The sequence below is a fragment of the Planctomycetaceae bacterium genome, from assembly GCA_041398825.1.
Classification (GTDB): domain Bacteria; phylum Planctomycetota; class Planctomycetia; order Planctomycetales; family Planctomycetaceae; genus F1-80-MAGs062.
Window position 1 is genome coordinate 1 of sequence record JAWKTX010000015.1, and the last position, 16,947, is coordinate 16,947.

The window sequence follows — 16,947 nt, forward strand, 5'->3', positions numbered from 1 at the left end:
AAACGACAGCTGATCGATGCTTTGGCCAGTCTGGCCGATCGGATGGAAACGGTGCCGAATGACGAACTGCAGCGGATAATGAAAAACACCATCGACCGTGTTCAACTTACGTTTGACACAATCGATGGTGTTAAGTCTCGGCTATCCGGGGGAGAGATTCACATCTCTGATTCCCCGGATAGCGGAATGGCGGGGGCCGGATTTGAACCGACGACCTCGAGGTTATGAGCCTCGCGAGCTACCAGGCTGCTCCACCCCGCGATAATGTACTCAAACACGGGAAACCGTGTTGGGTTCGCAACGTTGTGAAAGAATCACTCCGCTGCGTCATTTTCGCTTGAACTATTTGGTGTTAAATCGTGCTGGCTCTTTCCCTGCACGAGCTGAGATGCGGGATGGTATCGGCAATCAGATGGATGTGAAGCCACTTTTTCAAGAGTTTTCCTGATTCTCACCGTCGACTGTCTCCTGAACCACCTTCGACGCGAATATTCCTCAAACCTCACCTGCCCGATACCACTGCAAGAATTGCTGCGATCGCATTACACAACACAAGGAAACGAAATCGAAGGTTATCGTTTTCGGAGTGTTCTGAACACAAGGGAATTACCGATCACCCGCAGCGATCGATCGCAGGATGGTTTGTTCGGTTCATCTTTCGCAAGGTCCTGTCAGGTCTGTTCATACCAAATAAACCTCGTTTCATCGCGACTCCAGCGTGTATGAATTCACGTCAGCCGACGAAATTCTGATGTCGTCACGGATGCTCGGACCAGACATGATTTCCGCACACGCAGAGAATGATCTGTGTGAAGGCGCGTTTGTCTGCAGCGCAGCCAGTCGTTGTCACTTCCGCAACGTAGCCAGAACGATTGCCCGCCGTGGACCTGGATATCCTTCAATCGTCTTTGACGGATCAGTCGGGTCCAGAAAGTCTGCCAGCGATTCGAATGTCATCCATGATGTTGACCGCTGTTCGAGAATGGCTGTTGGGGTGACATCCACCACCTGAATCTGGTGAAACCCCGTTCGACGCAGCCATCTTTGCAACATTGGAACCGTGGGGATAAACCAAACATTTCGCATTTTGGCGTAGCGCCCCTCGGGCACGAGAACTTCATGATCATCGCCTGGAATGATCAGAGTCTCCAGGACAAGTTGACCGCCGGTTTTCAGACATCCCGCCATCGCCTGCAGATGATCAACCGGGCTTGTCCGGTGGTACAGCACTCCCATAGTGAATACGGTATCGAAGATCTTCAATTGCCGTGGAAGGATGTCGTCCCCCAGCGGCAGCACGTAGTTGTGCTGATCGCTGCGTGCATATTTGCGGATCGCTTCGTACTGCATGACATACAGCAGGAATGGGTCCAGCCCGCAGACAAACTTTGCACCCTGGTGAAGCATCCGCCAGCCGTAGTACCCGTTTCCGCAACCAACATCCAGGACCCGATGTCCCTGCAGACTGATTCGGGAGGCGATGCGATTCCATTTCCAGTCGGATCGCCATTCTGTGTCGATGGAAATGTCGTGAAAACGAAACGGTCCTTTCCGCCAGGGATGGAACTGCATCAATGTTTGCGTTGCTGAATGGACGTCTGCCACCTGAGCCCCGGTCACCGTCACAGCATCGCCGGAGGCATCAACAACCGATCCTTCAGCAGCGGGCGGCAGCCTGCTCCACGCATCGACCCACTGATTCAGCAGACCATGTTTTTCTGTTTCGAATGCAGCGCTGGTTTGGTGCCGCAATTTCTGGACCCAGTCTTCGCCCCCGGCTTCTGTCAACATCCGGAACAACGCTTCACGGTCGAAGAGTTTCATTCGGCTGTTGCTCCGGTACCAGCGTCGCGCGAGTCCGTCGTCTTTACAGCCAGGATGGAAGCAAAGTTGAAACATTGAAACCAGGGAGCAACGATTGAAAACCCGGCAGCAGAAAGCCGGTCGACATGGGTCTGCAGCGATTCTGGTATTAAACGGTTTTCAATGGCCGTTCGCTTCTGAGCAATCTCCAGATCACTGTAGCCGTGACTGCGTTTAAAATCGTGATGCAATTCGGTCATCAGCAGCTGCTGGGCCGGATCATCAAAGCAAATCTTCTCCGATATCAACAATGCTCCTCCCGGCAGCATGCCATCATGAATCCGCTGAATAATGTCTGCACGTTCTTCCGGCACAATAAACTGCAGCGTGAGATTTAGAACGACAAACGAGGCATTGACAATTGGTGTCGAACGGATATCCGCGTTCTGAGCGACAACCTCACACAGCCCCGACTTGTCAGTATCCTGCCTTTTCAGGATCTGCTGCAATCGATCGATCATGGCCGCAGAACTATCGACGGCATGGATCACGCAGCCTTCTTTCGCCTGCCGACGAATCAAAAGGGTGGCGGCCCCCAGAGAACATCCAAGGTCGTAGACATGACTATTCATCGTCACGAATCGCGAGGCCAGTTGTTCGATCATGGACAAAATCGAAGCGTATCCGGGCACAGACCTCGCAATCATGTCGGGAAAGACATTCACGACGTGTTCGTCGAAGACAAAGCTGCCCACCTGATTCATCGGCAGCAAGTAGATGTCGTCACGGGCCATATTTTGTGCGTATCACTGCAGGCAGATGTGGGGCAGACGGCAGGAAATCCGACTGTTCGAAGCGTGGAAAGACAGAACGACCAAAGGGATTATGCGGTGATATCCGTCCGACAATCACCCCCGATTACCGGGAAACAATTGCCAAACCGGGTTTTCGCCGGGTAGACTGACGGTCTCTCGCCAATGAGAAGGGCACACCCCCGAATTCAACGCCTTCCTTCCGAACCCTCAAGAATCCTGCAGCCCGGTATGGCTCAAACCACCGCCGGGCTTCAGCTTCCCGAAGTTTTCTTCAGCCTACGTAATACCGGAGTGACTCATGCTTGTGATCCCAGGTCGATTTGGAAAAGACACATGTGATGGGTACTCGCGCCGCGAATGGCTGCGAATTGGCAGTTCCGCCCTGACCGGATTAAGTGTCGCTTCACTGCTACAGGCATCGGCCCGCGGGGCTGGCGCGGAGATTTCAGACGAAGAAGCTCGTTATGGTGGCAAGGGTTTCGGATCCGCCAAGAGCGTGATTCTGATCTATTTGCAGGGCGGGCCAAGTCACTTGGATCTCTGGGACCCGAAGACCAACGTTCCGGATAACGTGAAGAGTATCTTCTCCAATATCGATACCAAACTTCCGGGAATTCAGTTCACGGAATTGCTGCCAAAGCTGGCTCAGCAAATTGATCGGGCAACGTTGATTCGTTCAATGAGTTATACGCCGGTTGGGCTCTTCAATCACACTGCAGCCATCTACCAGATGCTAACAGGTTACACGGCGGACAAGGTGAGCCCATCCGGACAGCTCGAACCCCCAAGCCCGAAGGATTTTCCGAACTTCGGCTGTCATATCATCAAGCAAATGCCACCGGAAGTTCCGATGCTTCCGTATGTCATGATGCCGCGACCGCTTCAGGAAAGTAACGTCATCGGTAAAGCGGGGACAGCTGGGTTCCTTGGCCGCGCCTACGATCCGTATTACCTGTATCCGACGGGTGATGACATGGATATGGCGAAGATGGAGAAAATCCGAATCGACGATCTGACTTTGCGCAAAGAAATTCCCATGGATCGACTAGGCCGTCGGGCTTCGCTGCGAGAGACAGTGAATGGGGGCATGAAGGAGCTGGATCGTGCCGTGGAACAGTATGCCCTGAATGAATACTACGAAAAAGCACTTGGACTTGTTCTTTCCGGTCGTGCTCGCGAGGCCTTCAATTTGTCGGCCGAAAAACAGGAAACGCGGGACATGTACGGCAACAACACGTTTGGACAAAGCTGTCTGCTGGCTCGACGACTGGTCGAAGCCGGAACGCGAGTTGTGGAAGTGAACTGGCCTAAGGTAGCCAATTCGGACAACCATTCGTGGGACGTCCACACAGGGCTGAGCAAGCGAATGAAAGATCAGTCAGCGCCGATGCTGGATGCCGGTTTATCCGGACTGCTTCAGGACCTGGATGATCGCGGAATGCTGAAGGACACACTCGTTGTTGCGATCGGTGAGTTCGGTCGAAGTCCGAAACGTGGCGTCAGCACCTCCGGCAACAGCAACAGCGATGATGGTCGAGATCACTGGCCCTACTGCTACACTGGTCTGATCGCTGGTGCTGGCATCCGTCGTGGCTATGTCCACGGCAAGTCCGATGAAACCGCATCGGCACCAGCCGAAGCCCCTGTCCATCCGGGAGAATTGCTGGCCACTATCTATCATGCCGTGGGAATGTATCCACGTCAGACGATTTACAACCACCTGAACCAGCCACGTGAGATGGTCAAAGCCGATGCCGTCATGGATCTGTTCGCCTGATTGAGTCCACGGTTCCTGACGGCGAGCAGAGTTTTCGTTCGCCGTCAGGTTCGGCTTCAGCGGCATGGGCGACCAGACCCAGAGAGATGAATCGTCGGCCTTATTCATTTAGTTCGGCCTTATTCATTTAGTTCAGGATGCTGAGTTCATCCCGTTCAGGTTACTGATGCACGGCAGCCAGCCTTTCGGGCGACAGCGAACGCGTGTTCCAGATAACGGTTCGAAGGTATCTACGCCTCCAGAAGCTGCCGAAAGTTCTCCCCCAAAATCCGGAATCGGTCGGCATCTGAAATGTCGGCTCCCAGTACCTTACCAAGCTCCGTCCCCAGTGAACGCCCTGGAAGGTGACTTCCGAAGACGATACGGTCTGCACCAATTTCCCGAACGGCCATTTCTATGAATCCTGCCGTGGCATCAAAGCCGCTGGTTTCCGCCAGTACGTTCGGGGCGTCACGAATGGCACGGAGCCCCTGCTCCCATTCTCCCCCTGCATGGGCGCAGATGAATTTTTGCCGCGGGTAATGGCTGGCGACGGTTGCGAGTTCCGCGGGTGTTGACTCACCAGGTCCCTGCTTGCCACCCGTCTTGAACCAGGTATGCTGCATGATCACAGCTTCGAGATCGATGGCGGCTTCGATCAATTCCCGGCATCCCGCATCTGTACAAGTGCGTGCACCGGGACCACCTCCGGCAAAGTAAACGCCCTTCGCCGGCCCATCTCGCAACCATCGTTTCATAGCGTCCAGGGAGGCTGCAACATTGTTGGCATTCAGCTGGATCATCATGATCAGCAAATCACCGTGAATCGAAAGCGGCTTCAGCAGGGCTTCAGCGTGTTGCGATGCAAACGATTCGAACGCAGCGTCCGTTGTAGTGCCGATGCCAACATGGCTGAAGTAACATAATCGTTCAACTTTGAATGTTTCAATCGCCGGTCGGGATCGTTCGAAATCGGCCAGAAGCTTGTCGCTGCCGTCCGATCCCGGATGGGCAAAGGCTGGCGTGAAATAGGAATCCCAGATCCGGAATCCACGGAGCCTTGCGCCCGTTGGTAGTCCCGGCAACAAATTTTCTTTTTTCATTCCCGGAACCTTTCGTTGACGAAAGAAGTCGAAAGCACATTACAAATGCGACAATCAGGGATTCAGAATTGCATGACACAGAAACCCGTGGCCTTCGCAGTCTGCCATTGTCCGCTCATTGGAACGATTTTGCCAGGGGCAGGAGAGTTATGCTGGCAACGACACCATAATCTGGTGATTTGGCGTTACCAGTGATACCCAATCGATTAGATTCTCCTGAAGGAAGGCGTCGCTCGTTGCCTGTAACTTCTCAAAGGCCGGACCGGAGATTTCCCGCCGCCCGATCGCTTTGGGTTGGAGGCTATGTTCGTTGCTGCATGCTCGGCCAAATTTGTCGCCAGCATCCATCGAGTGTAAATTCTGTTTGGATCAGATTCCTGATAAAGCGTTCTGCCTTCCGAAGTCTTATTTCCGAACTGCTGGTCATGACCTACCGAATCTTTACCACCAAACCAGAATGCTCTTCCGCACCAGGCTTGCCTGTTCAGCGGACCTTACTCCTGAATTTGTGGCTGACGGTATTTGCATTCAGCCTTCCTGTACAGGCGACATGGGCTCAGGATGCCCCCGCATCCAAAGCACCTGCGGAATCGGTCGAGCCAGTGATTTCTGATGCGATTCAGATGCCTTTAGGTACCGTGCCGGACGGCGTAGTTACCATGACGCTGGTGGAGCAGATGCCGTCTGCAAATCAATGGCTCAAGTCAGAGAGTCCGTTGACGGAAGCATTTCGGTGGTCGGGCGATTCATTTCTGATCCCTCGAATTCCCGGTTGTTATGACGACTGGGGGATTCGGGATTCCTGGAAGGGTCCCGTGCTTCTGACGGTGACATCTGACGTTCTTCTGGCACCTGGTCATCATCATTTTCTGCTTCGAGCGCGCGGACTTGCTCGATTGTGGATCGACGATCAGGTCGTCGCGGAAACCAAAGCGATTACTGCAAAGCCACCGGATGGTGAGCAACCAGTGACGCCGCTTGCAAAACCGCCCTTGCCTGGCCATCGTGTTCATGGCTATCGCCAGCAGGAAGTGTCAGGAGATTTCACGGCGGCAGCGAGCGGGGAAGGTCAGCCGCTCCGGCATCGTGTTGTGCTGGAAATCCTCGTTGGGGGTCCCGGGCGTCGAACAGAAACCGGCGAGGTCCTGGTGGCGACGTTATCCGCAGACCAATCGACCTATCATATCCTGCGGCCAGGGGAACGCGGACCATTGCCGCTGACAGACAAAGTCATTGAACCGGAGCTGGAACGCATCGAAGGCCAACTGAGGACACTGGAAGATGAAACTCGCCGGGCGGCCTCTCAAAGTATGGCGGACTACTGGGACCGACGGCACGAACTTGCTCGCGCGTGGGTAAAGAAGTCGCCCGACTCACCCCCTGCGGAAGGGGTTCATCCGGTCGACGCCTTTATTCATGCCAAAATTCGAAATGCGCACCAGTCATCAGATCTGGACAGTCAGCAATCCCAGCTGTTCCATGATCAGGTCCTTCCGATTCTTCGAGACCACTGCTTTCGGTGTCATGGAGACAAGAACAAGGGCGACTTACGGTTGAATTCGCGCGACGCGATATTGAAGGCTGGCGAATCCGGCCAGGCAGCCGTTATCCCGGGCGATCCGCATGCCAGTGGACTGATGGAACAAGTTCGTAGTGGAGCGATGCCGCCAACCGATACCCCCTTAACGACCGAACAGATCGCAACGCTTGAACGATGGATTGCTGAAGGGGCCACGTGGCCGAATCGGCCGGTGGCTGCTGAGCAACTCAAACTGGCGGCGGTCATCGATGATCAGAAATTTGTACGTCGGGCGTATCTGGACGCGATCGGTCTTCCACCAAATCCGTCTGAAGTCCGTTCTTTCCTCGCTGATCCGTCTCCCGACAAGCGACGCACTCTTGTCAAGCATCTTCTGAACGGCGAAGCGGTTGCTGATCACTGGATGAGTTACTGGCAGGATGTTCTGGCTGAGAACCCAACGCTGATCAACCAGTCCATGGGAAGTACAGGCCCCTTCCGCTGGTTCCTTCATGATTCACTTCGCGATCGGAAAGCGATGGATCGCATGGTGACGGAACTGGTGATGATGCGAGGCAGTGCGGAAACCGGTGGCAGCGCGGCATTTGGCATGTCCGGCGAGAGCGATGCGCCCCTGGCCGCCAAGTCCCACATCCTTTCAGGAGCATTTCTGGGGATTGATCTTCAATGTGCACGCTGTCACGATTCGCCGTATCACAGTACGCTCCAGCGCGACTTGTATTCGATGGCCGCAATGCTCGACCGCAAGGTCGTGACAGTGCCCGCAAGCAGCCGAGTGCCTGCGGCGTTCTTCGAAAGGAAGGGTCGGCAGCCGCTGATTGAAGCCACTCTGAAGCCGGATGAACCCGTGCCGCCTGTCTGGCCGTTTCAGGATTTGCTGGACCAGGGTTATGCAGAACAGCTCAGTCACATCCTGCAGGATTCTGACGACACACGTGAGCAGTTTGCGGTGATGCTGACCAGCCCCTTCAATCGTCGATTTCCTCGCGTCCTGGTCAATCGCGTCTGGAAGCGATTGATGGGCGCGGGAATGGTTGAGCCCGTTCATGACTGGGAAGGCCGTGACTGTAGTCATCCTGAACTGATGGACTGGCTTGCCGATGAACTTGTCCGAAACGACTACGACCTGATGTCGATCGTTCACATTGTGATGACATCCGAGTGCTACATGCGCGAAGCCCTGGGGGCAAACCTGGAATCGACCGCTTCCGGACGATTCTTCAATGCTCCCGATCGTCGTCGTCTGACGGCCGAGCAGATTGTGGATTCGTTGTTTGCAGCGACGGGCAGGAAGATGGAGACGGAGGAACTGACGTTTGTCTACGATGGTCAGCGGGCTCTCGGTCATCGTCAGACCCTGGGCCAGCCGACTCGCGCCTGGATGTTCGCCAGTCTGAATAACGAACGCGATCGTCCCAGCCTCGCATTACCAGGGGCCCAGTCCATCGTGGATGTCCTGGAAGCATTCGGCTGGAACGGGAATCGGCAGCAGCCCATTCAGGTCCGCGAATCCGATCCGAACGTACTGCAGCCGGGGATCCTGGCGAATGGCTCCCTCACCGCGGCATTGTCACGAGCTTCGTTTCAGAGTGAAGTTGCCAGGCTGGCACTCGAATCAGCGTCGCCCGATGAACTTGTTGAAGAATGGTTTCTGCGATTGCTGTCGCGATACCCCACAGATCGTGAACGAATTTTGTTTTCTGAAGCGTTGAGCCAGGGATTTTCGAATCGCGTTCTTACCGTCGATCCCGAATCCTTCCCCAAGCCACCGGAAACGCTACCGTTGGTGACATGGTTCAATCACCTGCGTTCTGAAACAACTGTCATACAGCAGGAACACGAAAGACGCGTCAAACAGGGGCCGCCGACGGATCCACGTCTGGAGACCAAATGGCGCGAGATCTACGAAGATTTCATCTGGAGTCTGATTAATCACGGCGAATTTGTCTGGGTTCCCTGATCTCGATGTCGCCTGAAACCCGTCAAACCAATTCCTGGACTGAGTATTCCGTCATGCCAATTTTTTCTGATCACCCTGTCGATCGTTGTCGGGCTGATGTTCAGCAGGTCAATCGTCGTCAGAGTCTTTCTGCGATGGCCGCCACGGGGTCTGCTGTTGGCTTCGCAAATCCCCTGATGTCCGGAGTGTCGACCGCACAGGAAACGGACATTGCCCATCTGCCGAAGGGTGGCGTGGAGCATGTGATTTCGATCTGGCTCGGCGGCGGCATGGGTCAGATCGACACTTTTGACCCAAAACAGTTGGGGGATCCCAAAACACGAAAAGCGGGTGCGTATTACCCATCCATTCCCACTGCGGTCGATGGTGTCCACGTCTGTGAACATCTGAAGAACTTAGCACCACTGATGGATCGTGTGACAGCGATTCGCTCCGTGCATCACGAAATGATCGATGAGCATGCGGCGGCAACGAACCGAATGCATACGGGCCGTCCGGTTTCAGGTACGATCACGTATCCATCGATTGGATCAATCGTGTCTCATGAGCGTGGCCCTGCCGCACCCGGTGTACCAGCTTATGTACTTATCGGTTATCCAAACGTGACCCGTGGCCCGGGCTTTCTTGGATCTTCTGCAGGCTATCTTTACCTGACTGACACCAGCAAAGGTCCGGCGGGGCTGTCACCAGCGGTGGGCATCGATGCCGAACGACAGTCTCGACGTGAACGATTTCTGAACGCCATTGGTGAGACGCGTGAGGCGGCGGATCGAAAGTTACAGGACTACGAAGCAACGATCGCTGCAAGTTTGAAACTCAGTGGTCCGGAATTCCAGCGGGTGTTCGAACTGGACCGCGAATCGGATGACCTTCGAAATCGTTACGGAGGGGAATTCGGTCAGCGGTGTCTGCTGAGCCGTCGGCTGGCCGAACGCGGCGTTCGGTTTATTGAGGTCTCTCACAATCTGAATTTCCTGAATGGCGCGGGATGGGACGTCCACAATCAGGGCATCCTGCAGCAACATGCCCTGATTCAGGAACTGGACACCGCCGTCGCGACGCTGATTGAGGATCTGGAGCGTCTGAAAATGCTGGACAAGACCTTGATTGCCATCACAACAGAATTCGGGCGCCCGCCGGAATTTGACAGTGCAGGCGGTCGGGGTCATCAGGGGCGAGCGTTCACCTGCGTGCTGGCAGGGGGCGGACTGCGGCACTGCGGCGCGTACGGTGAGACAGACGAACTGTCCAAAAAAATCGTTTCTGACCCGGTTTCTGTGCCGGACTTCTTCGCCACTATCTGCGCAGCTGCTGGTATTGACCCATCCAGATACCTCTACGACGGAGACCGACCTGTTCCGGTGACCGATAACGGGATCCCTGTCGCGAAACTATTTTCGTGACCACGATGTCGGACACAGGAAGTGGGAAAAGCAGTTTTTCAATTCCGTATCCGAACGTGTACAATGTCGTTGTCCGGGTTGATTCCATGATGGATGGACCGCCCGGACTCTTGCTTCTGTGACAGGCTTTCACAGCGGCTGTCCCCACCCATGATTTCCTGCCACGTGGCATCCCGCCAAGTACTATCCAGCCAATTTGCGACGCGTTCTGCGTCAGGTTCATAAAGAATTGCTGCCCCATGATTTCGGAATCAAATCATTTCCACTGCCCTTCGGGCCGCAGGCCGATTTTGAGATGGAAGTCTCTGTTCGTTTTCGGCTTGATTCTGTCGAACGCGGCATTTGCTGCGTCCCACGCTAACGCTCAGGCAGTGGAAGACAACCGACAGAAAGAAGAATTCTTCGAAACGCATGTTCGACCGTTGCTCCTGGATCGTTGCATCGAATGCCACGGGCCGAAGAAACAGGAAGGCGAACTGCGGCTTGATCAGCGACAACAGGTACTTCAGGCCATTGTCAGTGATGTGAAGCTGATCGACCTGGAATCGGTAACTCAAAGTCGTCTGCTTCAGGTAATTCAGCACGCGGAAGACGATGTCCAGATGCCGCCTTCGTCAAAGCTACCGGATGAATCGATTGCTGTCCTGACCAGATGGATCAGCGAAGGAGCCTTCTGGCCGGAAACAGCAAATCTGGAAGCCGACGCAATCCAGCGGGCAGAACAGTGGCGTCAGCACTGGGCGTTTCAACCGCCTGTGATGCCGGATCTGTCTCAGGTCCCGGATGCCATGAATCCGGTGGATTATTTTGTTACATCGAAGCTGTCAGAAAAACAGCTGCATCCGTCACCAGGAGCAGACATTCGAACTCTGGTTCGTCGTCTCTCGTATGCGTTGACTGGCCTGCCGCCAGCACTGGGTGATTATGATGCAGCGGAAAAGGCGGCTGGCGATAAGAAGGCCTGGATAAATCAGTACACGGACCAGCTTCGGCGTCGCCCCACTATGGTGAGCGATGGGCTCGCTACTGGATGGATATCGCACGTTATTCTGACACGCGTGGTTATGTCTTTACAGCAGATCGAGAATACCCGGAAGCGTGGAAGTTTCGCGAATGGGTGATTCGGTCCCTGAATGCCGACATGCCTTACGACGAATTTGAAACGACAGATCGCTGCCGATCAGATGCCGGGTTCGGATGATGGGAATCAGCTTGGCAGCCATGGGATACCTGACACTGGGACGTCGGTTTCTGAACAACAAGCATGACATCATTGATGATCGAATCGACGTAACGATTCGCGGAATGCAGGGGTTAACCATTGATGCCCGATGTCATGACCACAAGTTCGATCCAATTCCTGCCGCGGATTACTACTTCGTATGGCGTCTTCGATTCATCCGACGACCTGGCAATGAGCCATCCAATCTGAGGCTGTTGATCGGGAAAAGCCTGTCGAACCGGTCATTTTTCTTCGCGGCCAACTCTGGCAATCGGGGCGACCGTGTCCCTAGGGGCGATTTCGTCTATGCTGGCGGGCGATGCCCCGTCGTTCTCAGTTGGCAGTGGACGAATGGAACTCGCTGAAGCTATTGCCAGCACAGACAACCCGCTGACAGCACGGGTTGCTGTCAATCGTATCTGGATGCACTTATTCGGGCGTGGTCTGGTGGATTCGCCAAGCGATTTCGGAGTGCGAACGGATCCGCCATCGCACCCGGAACTTCTTGACTACCTGAGTGTTCAGTTCATGCAGAACAACTGGTCGAACAAGTCGATCATCCGGCAGATTGTAGCCATCGGAAACCTTCCTTCGTTCGAGTGATCCACGGCCCGATGCTCTCTCTGTGGATCCGGAAAATCGTTTGCTCTGCCGAATGAATCGTCGTCGACTGGACTTCGAAGCTCATCGGGATTCGATGCTGATGGTCGCCGGCCGGCTGGACGAAACAATTGGTGGGACATCTGTGGATATTACCGCCGCCGATGTGCCGCCGCGGCGAACTGTTTACGCTCGTATCGATCGACAAAACCTTCCCGGCGTGTTTCGCACGTTTGATCTTGCCAACCCGGATACGCACGCTGCAACGTTTCGAAACGACGGTCCCTCAGCAAGCACTCTTCCAGTGGAACAACAGCTTTGTAATGCAACAGGCAGAAGCGGCCGCTCGGCGGACAGAAAGTTCGGGCGATTATGGCGGCAATAACGAACAGCGAATTCAGCAACTGTTTCTAACGATCCTTCAGCGTCCGGCAACACAGACGGAAGCAGCAGATGCTAAGGCGTTCCTGGATGGGTTCGCCAGTGAACAGGCATCAGCCGATGAGCGGTCGGGGTGGAGCTACGGCTGGGGGGCTCTTGATGAAGGCACAAATGTCGTCACGTCATTTACGCGATTCCGGCATTACGAGAAAGGTCGCTGGCAAGGCAGCAACCAGTTTCCGGATCCGACACTGGGGCACCTTACTCTGAACAAAGGGGGCGGACACACGGGCAACGACATCCATCATTCGGTGATTCGTCGATGGAAGACTGATACTTCCTGTCAAGTTACCGTCAGGAGTCAACTGGGACATCCCGCTGCACAGGGCGATGGTGTTCGGGGAAGGTTGATCGTATCCGACGGACGGCTCCTGGGTGATGCCGTCGTGCACAATTCGTCGGCGTCGATCGATGTTCCTTCTGTGGAATTGCAGGCGGGGCAATGGATCGATTTTGTCGCCGATTGTCGGGCGAGTAGTGCATTTGATTCGTTCAACTGGACCATTCAGCTGGTACCTTCAGTGAACGGAAATGTGATCCGGACCTGGAATTCGGAACAGGATTTCGGGCGCGAACAATCTCAGCCGTTGCTGGACGCGTGGTCTCAGCTTGCGCAAACTTTGATGCTGACCAACGAATTCGTTTTTGTTGACTAGCTCGTCCGGACCGCAGTCAAGGAAATCATCTGGCGATGGATCCCCACACCGAACCGTCGAAAACGCAGCGCCAGCGCTGGCCTCTCCATTTCCGAATTCTGGCAGCCATGGTGGTTGGGACGGTCATCGGACTGGCCCTGAATCCCGGCAAAATTCCACTCACACAGGATGTTCATCTTCAGGTGACCCGTTCTGATGAGGGGATTTCGGTTCAGGAAACCGTCACGGGCGCCGAGGATGGTGATGCGGCCGCCATTCTATTTCGTGAATCGTTTGCAAGTGACGATGAATTTCGACGCAGCTATCCCCGACTGATGGAGCTGCTGGGAGAAAACGATACCGTGCAGGTGCCAGTCACCGATGGTGTCGCCCGTGTTCAGCACGAAATGAGCGGAACGACCGTCATCTGGCAGAGGAAACACAACGAGGTTCCCGCAGTCAGCCAGTTTTCGGCACGAGAAATTGATCAGCTGCCAGCCTTCTGGAAGCAGATTGCGACTGAACATCCGCCCGGAGTCACGCACCAGGTGATCTCACTGGTCCGGTTTATCGGCGATTTGTTTCTTCGCCTGTTAAAAATGGTGACGGTGCCTCTGATTGCGACTTCGCTGATCACAGGAGTCGCCGGCTTGGGTGCACACGGCGGATTCGGGCGTATGTTCGGGCGGACACTGTTTTACTACCTCGGCACCAGCCTTCTGGCGATTACCACCGGCATCATTCTGGTCAACATCATTCAGCCCGGAGTCGGCGCAACACTGCCGGGCGGCGGCCGTACGATCTCTTCTCCTGAAGGGACCCTGGGAGAAATCCTGATTGCGCAGCTCCTTCGAATGATTCCTCAAAACCCGGTGCAGGCGTTTGCAAATGGCGAATTCCTCTCCATCATCTCTTTCTCAATTCTGTTTGGAATGTTCATCAACGTCGTGGGGGGCGATTCGGGAAAGCGACTGGCAGATTTTTTCGATGCGGCATTTCATGTCATGATGCGAATGACAACGTGGATTATCGGATTTGCTCCGATCGGTGTCTTCGCATTCATGCTGTATGCAACAGCGACTCAGGGATTTGAGATCTTCGGTATCCTTGCCAAATATATGATCACCGTCTTCCTCGCGTTGTTGATTCACGGCTGTGTGACTCTTCCAGTTCTGGTTCGCATTTTCGGGCGACGCAGTCCGGTGGCATTTGCGAAGGCGATGACGCCTTCACTATTGACGGCATTCTCAACCGCTTCTTCAAATGCAGCGTTGCCGTTGACCATGAGTTGCGTGGAACAGCGGGCCGGTGTCTCCAATCGCACGAGTTCCTTCGTTTTGCCTCTGGGGGCAACGATCAACATGGATGGCACCGCTCTTTACGAAGCCGTCGCAGTTTTGTTTATCGCACAGGCAACGCCGGGATTTGATCTGACTCTGGCGCAGCAGATCACGGTCGCGATTACCGCCCTGCTGGCCAGTGTGGGCGCTGCAGGAATTCCACACGCAGGACTGGTCATGATGGCCATTGTCCTGCAGGCTGTCGGGCTGCCTCTGGAATCACAGGGCATCATTATCGCAGTGGATCGAATCCTGGACATGTGCCGCACCACCGTGAACGTGTGGAGTGATTCGTGTGGGTGTGCCGTCATTGATCGGGTGACGAATTCGCCCCAATCCGAGTCATAAGTGCCTATCGAGACTCACGTTGCGAGCCTGCGGCCGATCAACAGAAACGAATTTTGCGACCCGCAAATCGTCGGCTGTGTACCTCCCGCAAGGTGTTTTTTGAGAGCGATGCCGGAACCTCACAGGGAACAAACTCTGAGGCTGTGTATTCGGCAGAATCTGCCGACGAAAGTCCATGGAACCACTGACGTTACGAAGCGAAAGCGGTCTTGATCCGATCTTCGGAATGCCTTTATAACTCTGCCTGTTTCTTCGCATGAGCTAAGGGAAGCTGGAAGGTCTCGCGCCTTTTCCCTCTGATCACGCCCGTCCACTTCAGCACGTTCTTCCAGCCATCCTCTCATTGTCCGGTGTCTCTGTGGCTGTGATTCATCTACCAGACAGCAACCTCTTCATCCCATCGGGCATGCGCTGCCCGCGGGCCCGCCATTCTATTCGAGGGGCTGTTCTGTGGGTTTTGATGGTGCTGACAACCGGATGCACCGGACGAACGATCAAAGTCGACAATCCGGTCTTCGACAATGCTCCGCCTCGCAAGTCTCTGGTGAACAGTGCTTCAAGCGATCGTGGGGTGGGAATGGCAAGTCTTTCAGATGAAGGCGTGCAGCCCGTCGGTTTTTCGCCGACCAGCACAGCACCAATGAGCGCGACAACAATCGTGGCTCTGGTCAATAGCCGCCCGGTTTTCCTGGATGACGTTGCTGGTGACTACCGAAAGCTGCTCGAATCAAAAAGCGAACTGACGACAGATCAGCGGAATTATCTCCTGCGTCAGCATTTGGAAAAACAGTTGCCGGATTACGTCCGTCAGGAAGTGGTCGTGCAGACACTCCGGCAAAAAGTTCCTGCGGATCGTCAGAAGATGATTACAGATTCCCTGGAACCGATGTTTCAGCAGATTACAGAAAACATCAAAGCCGAACGTGAGCTGAACTCCGACCAGGAGTTTGCAGAGCTGCTCGCCAGTCAGGGGATGACAGTGGCCCGACTGAGGGATCAGTTTGTGCGGGTTCAAATGGTCAACGGTTACATTGCCACACTGGCTAATCCTCCAAAGTCTGTCGATCGAACAGACATGGTTAAGTATTATCGCGAACACATCGACGATTACACGACGGAAGAACAGGTGCGTGTCGCGGAGATTATTGTTCGCTTCGATTCGCACGGAGGTCAGACAGGTGCGAGCGAAGTCATGCAGTCGGTTCTGAAACAATTGGAATCCGGACGAAGTTTCGGGGATGTTGCCGAAGCATTCTCAGACGCATTAAGCTCAGAAAAGAAGGGCGATATTGGATGGATTCAGCAGGGATCTTTCGCAGATAAGGAACTGGAACAAATGCTGTTTCAGTTACCGGAAGGTCGCATGACACGCGTACTGACGCGTGAGGATCGACTTGAACTCTTCTATATCACCAGCCACCGCAGCCGGACGACTGTCGCGTTCGAAGACCTGCAGAAAGAAATTGAAAAGGCGATCCTGAAAGAAAAGGCCGAAGCGGCCAAAGATCGTGTCATCGACGACCTGATGGCCAAAGCCACCGTCGAAACCATGTTCGATGAAGGATTTCGCGGCCACACGCAGTTCTGAAGTCGCGAATGACTACTGGTTCCTGCTTTAGCTGGTCCTTCGAATTCAGTACTCGGCAGCAATAATCTCGCGATGCAGTCGGTTCCCGGGACAGATGCTGCTCGCGTCTCTGTCTCCGTCTGCCTCCTCCGGCGTTCCGGACCGCCAGAAAATCACTGGCAGCGCATCGATGCAGTCCCTTTGAAATTGACACCGTCTGTAAAACTTCAGGCAGTTTCTCCTGCCCAAAGAAGACACTGGCCGGAAGAGCGTTAAGATGCGGGAAGAAAGAGCAGCTCGTCGTTCCTGCGGTCATACGGCATCGTCTGTTCACTCCTGATACTTGCCCTCAGTACAGCATTCTGCTTCGGCCGCTCAAGCCATCAATATGAATCGTTCTCGCAGTTCTGGTCC

The 16,947-nt window shown here is 54.6% G+C and carries 11 protein-coding genes, 1 tRNA gene and 1 pseudogene; 9 read left to right on the forward strand and 4 right to left on the reverse strand.

Annotation, left to right across the window (positions count from 1 at the left end):
* Nucleotides 1–187: 187 nt before the first annotated feature.
* The 3 genes from R3C20_22140 to cmoA form a co-directional block, all read right to left on the reverse strand.
* Nucleotides 188–261, reverse strand: a tRNA-Met gene (locus R3C20_22140).
* 585 nt (nucleotides 262–846) lie between these two features.
* Nucleotides 847–1,824 (reverse strand): tRNA 5-methoxyuridine(34)/uridine 5-oxyacetic acid(34) synthase CmoB, encoded by a 978-nt coding sequence (cmoB, locus tag R3C20_22145; GenBank protein ID MEZ6043207.1) that lies wholly within the window; start codon nucleotides 1,822–1,824, stop codon nucleotides 847–849.
* The gene (gene cmoA, locus R3C20_22150) at nucleotides 1,821–2,597 is read right to left on the reverse strand and encodes a carboxy-S-adenosyl-L-methionine synthase CmoA (GenBank protein MEZ6043208.1); all 777 of its coding nucleotides are present in this window, start codon (nucleotides 2,595–2,597) and stop codon (nucleotides 1,821–1,823) included. Before cmoA ends, cmoB begins: the two co-directional genes overlap by 4 nt.
* A gap of 319 nt (nucleotides 2,598–2,916) precedes the next feature.
* Here cmoA and R3C20_22155 point away from each other — a divergent pair, with 319 nt between their 5' ends.
* A complete protein-coding gene (locus R3C20_22155; protein MEZ6043209.1) occupies nucleotides 2,917–4,395 on the forward strand; it encodes a DUF1501 domain-containing protein in 1,479 nt (492 codons plus the stop codon).
* Between the two features lie 230 nt (nucleotides 4,396–4,625).
* On the opposite strand, the gene R3C20_22160 is transcribed toward R3C20_22155, so the two are convergent.
* Nucleotides 4,626–5,477 carry an amidohydrolase family protein gene (locus R3C20_22160; GenBank protein ID MEZ6043210.1) on the reverse strand — a complete coding sequence of 284 codons (852 nt, stop codon included), beginning with the start codon at nucleotides 5,475–5,477 and terminating at the stop codon, nucleotides 4,626–4,628.
* A gap of 425 nt (nucleotides 5,478–5,902) precedes the next feature.
* Between R3C20_22160 and R3C20_22165 the strand changes: the two genes are divergently transcribed.
* The 8 genes and pseudogenes from R3C20_22165 (at nucleotide 5,903) to R3C20_22200 (ending at nucleotide 16,554) form a co-directional block, all read left to right on the forward strand.
* A complete protein-coding gene (locus R3C20_22165; GenBank protein ID MEZ6043211.1) occupies nucleotides 5,903–8,977 on the forward strand; it encodes a DUF1553 domain-containing protein in 3,075 nt (1,024 codons plus the stop codon).
* A 53-nt stretch (nucleotides 8,978–9,030) separates the two neighbouring features.
* Entirely contained in the window at nucleotides 9,031–10,380 is a 1,350-nt protein-coding gene (locus tag R3C20_22170) for a DUF1501 domain-containing protein (protein MEZ6043212.1), read from the forward strand.
* Nucleotides 10,381–10,670: 290 nt separating this feature from the next.
* Nucleotides 10,671–11,501 (forward strand): c-type cytochrome domain-containing protein, encoded by an 831-nt coding sequence (locus R3C20_22175; protein MEZ6043213.1) that lies wholly within the window; start codon nucleotides 10,671–10,673, stop codon nucleotides 11,499–11,501.
* Between the two features lie 79 nt (nucleotides 11,502–11,580).
* Complete coding sequence (locus R3C20_22180; protein MEZ6043214.1) at nucleotides 11,581–11,967, forward strand: DUF1549 domain-containing protein; 387 nt, start codon at nucleotides 11,581–11,583, stop codon at nucleotides 11,965–11,967.
* Nucleotides 11,954–12,205: a DUF1553 domain-containing protein gene (locus tag R3C20_22185; GenBank protein ID MEZ6043215.1), complete on the forward strand. Its 252-nt coding sequence runs from the start codon at nucleotides 11,954–11,956 to the stop codon at nucleotides 12,203–12,205. Before R3C20_22180 ends, R3C20_22185 begins: the two co-directional genes overlap by 14 nt.
* Before the next feature lie 22 nt (nucleotides 12,206–12,227).
* Nucleotides 12,228–13,299, forward strand: a pseudogene (locus R3C20_22190) (DUF1553 domain-containing protein).
* Between the two features lie 35 nt (nucleotides 13,300–13,334).
* Nucleotides 13,335–14,966 carry a dicarboxylate/amino acid:cation symporter gene (locus R3C20_22195; GenBank protein MEZ6043216.1) on the forward strand — a complete coding sequence of 544 codons (1,632 nt, stop codon included), beginning with the start codon at nucleotides 13,335–13,337 and terminating at the stop codon, nucleotides 14,964–14,966.
* A gap of 460 nt (nucleotides 14,967–15,426) precedes the next feature.
* Nucleotides 15,427–16,554 (forward strand): peptidylprolyl isomerase, encoded by a 1,128-nt coding sequence (locus R3C20_22200; protein ID MEZ6043217.1) that lies wholly within the window; start codon nucleotides 15,427–15,429, stop codon nucleotides 16,552–16,554.
* The last annotated feature ends 393 nt before the right edge of the window (nucleotides 16,555–16,947 follow it).

Excerpts from the sequence above, each read along its gene's own strand:
- R3C20_22165 (MEZ6043211.1), top strand. The coding sequence starts at position 5,903 with ATGACCTACCGAATCTTTACCACCAAACCAGAATGCTCTTCCGCACCA.
- R3C20_22200 (MEZ6043217.1), top strand. The coding sequence starts at position 15,427 with ATGGTGCTGACAACCGGATGCACCGGACGAACGATCAAAGTCGACAAT.
- cmoA (MEZ6043208.1), bottom strand. The coding sequence starts at position 2,597 with ATGGCCCGTGACGACATCTACTTGCTGCCGATGAATCAGGTGGGCAGC.
- R3C20_22195 (MEZ6043216.1), top strand. The coding sequence starts at position 13,335 with ATGGATCCCCACACCGAACCGTCGAAAACGCAGCGCCAGCGCTGGCCT.
- R3C20_22155 (MEZ6043209.1), top strand. The coding sequence starts at position 2,917 with ATGCTTGTGATCCCAGGTCGATTTGGAAAAGACACATGTGATGGGTAC.
- R3C20_22160 (MEZ6043210.1), bottom strand. The coding sequence starts at position 5,477 with ATGAAAAAAGAAAATTTGTTGCCGGGACTACCAACGGGCGCAAGGCTC.
- R3C20_22185 (MEZ6043215.1), top strand. The coding sequence starts at position 11,954 with ATGGAACTCGCTGAAGCTATTGCCAGCACAGACAACCCGCTGACAGCA.
- R3C20_22170 (MEZ6043212.1), top strand. The coding sequence starts at position 9,031 with ATGCCAATTTTTTCTGATCACCCTGTCGATCGTTGTCGGGCTGATGTT.
- cmoB (MEZ6043207.1), bottom strand. The coding sequence starts at position 1,824 with ATGAAACTCTTCGACCGTGAAGCGTTGTTCCGGATGTTGACAGAAGCC.
- R3C20_22180 (MEZ6043214.1), top strand. The coding sequence starts at position 11,581 with ATGGGAATCAGCTTGGCAGCCATGGGATACCTGACACTGGGACGTCGG.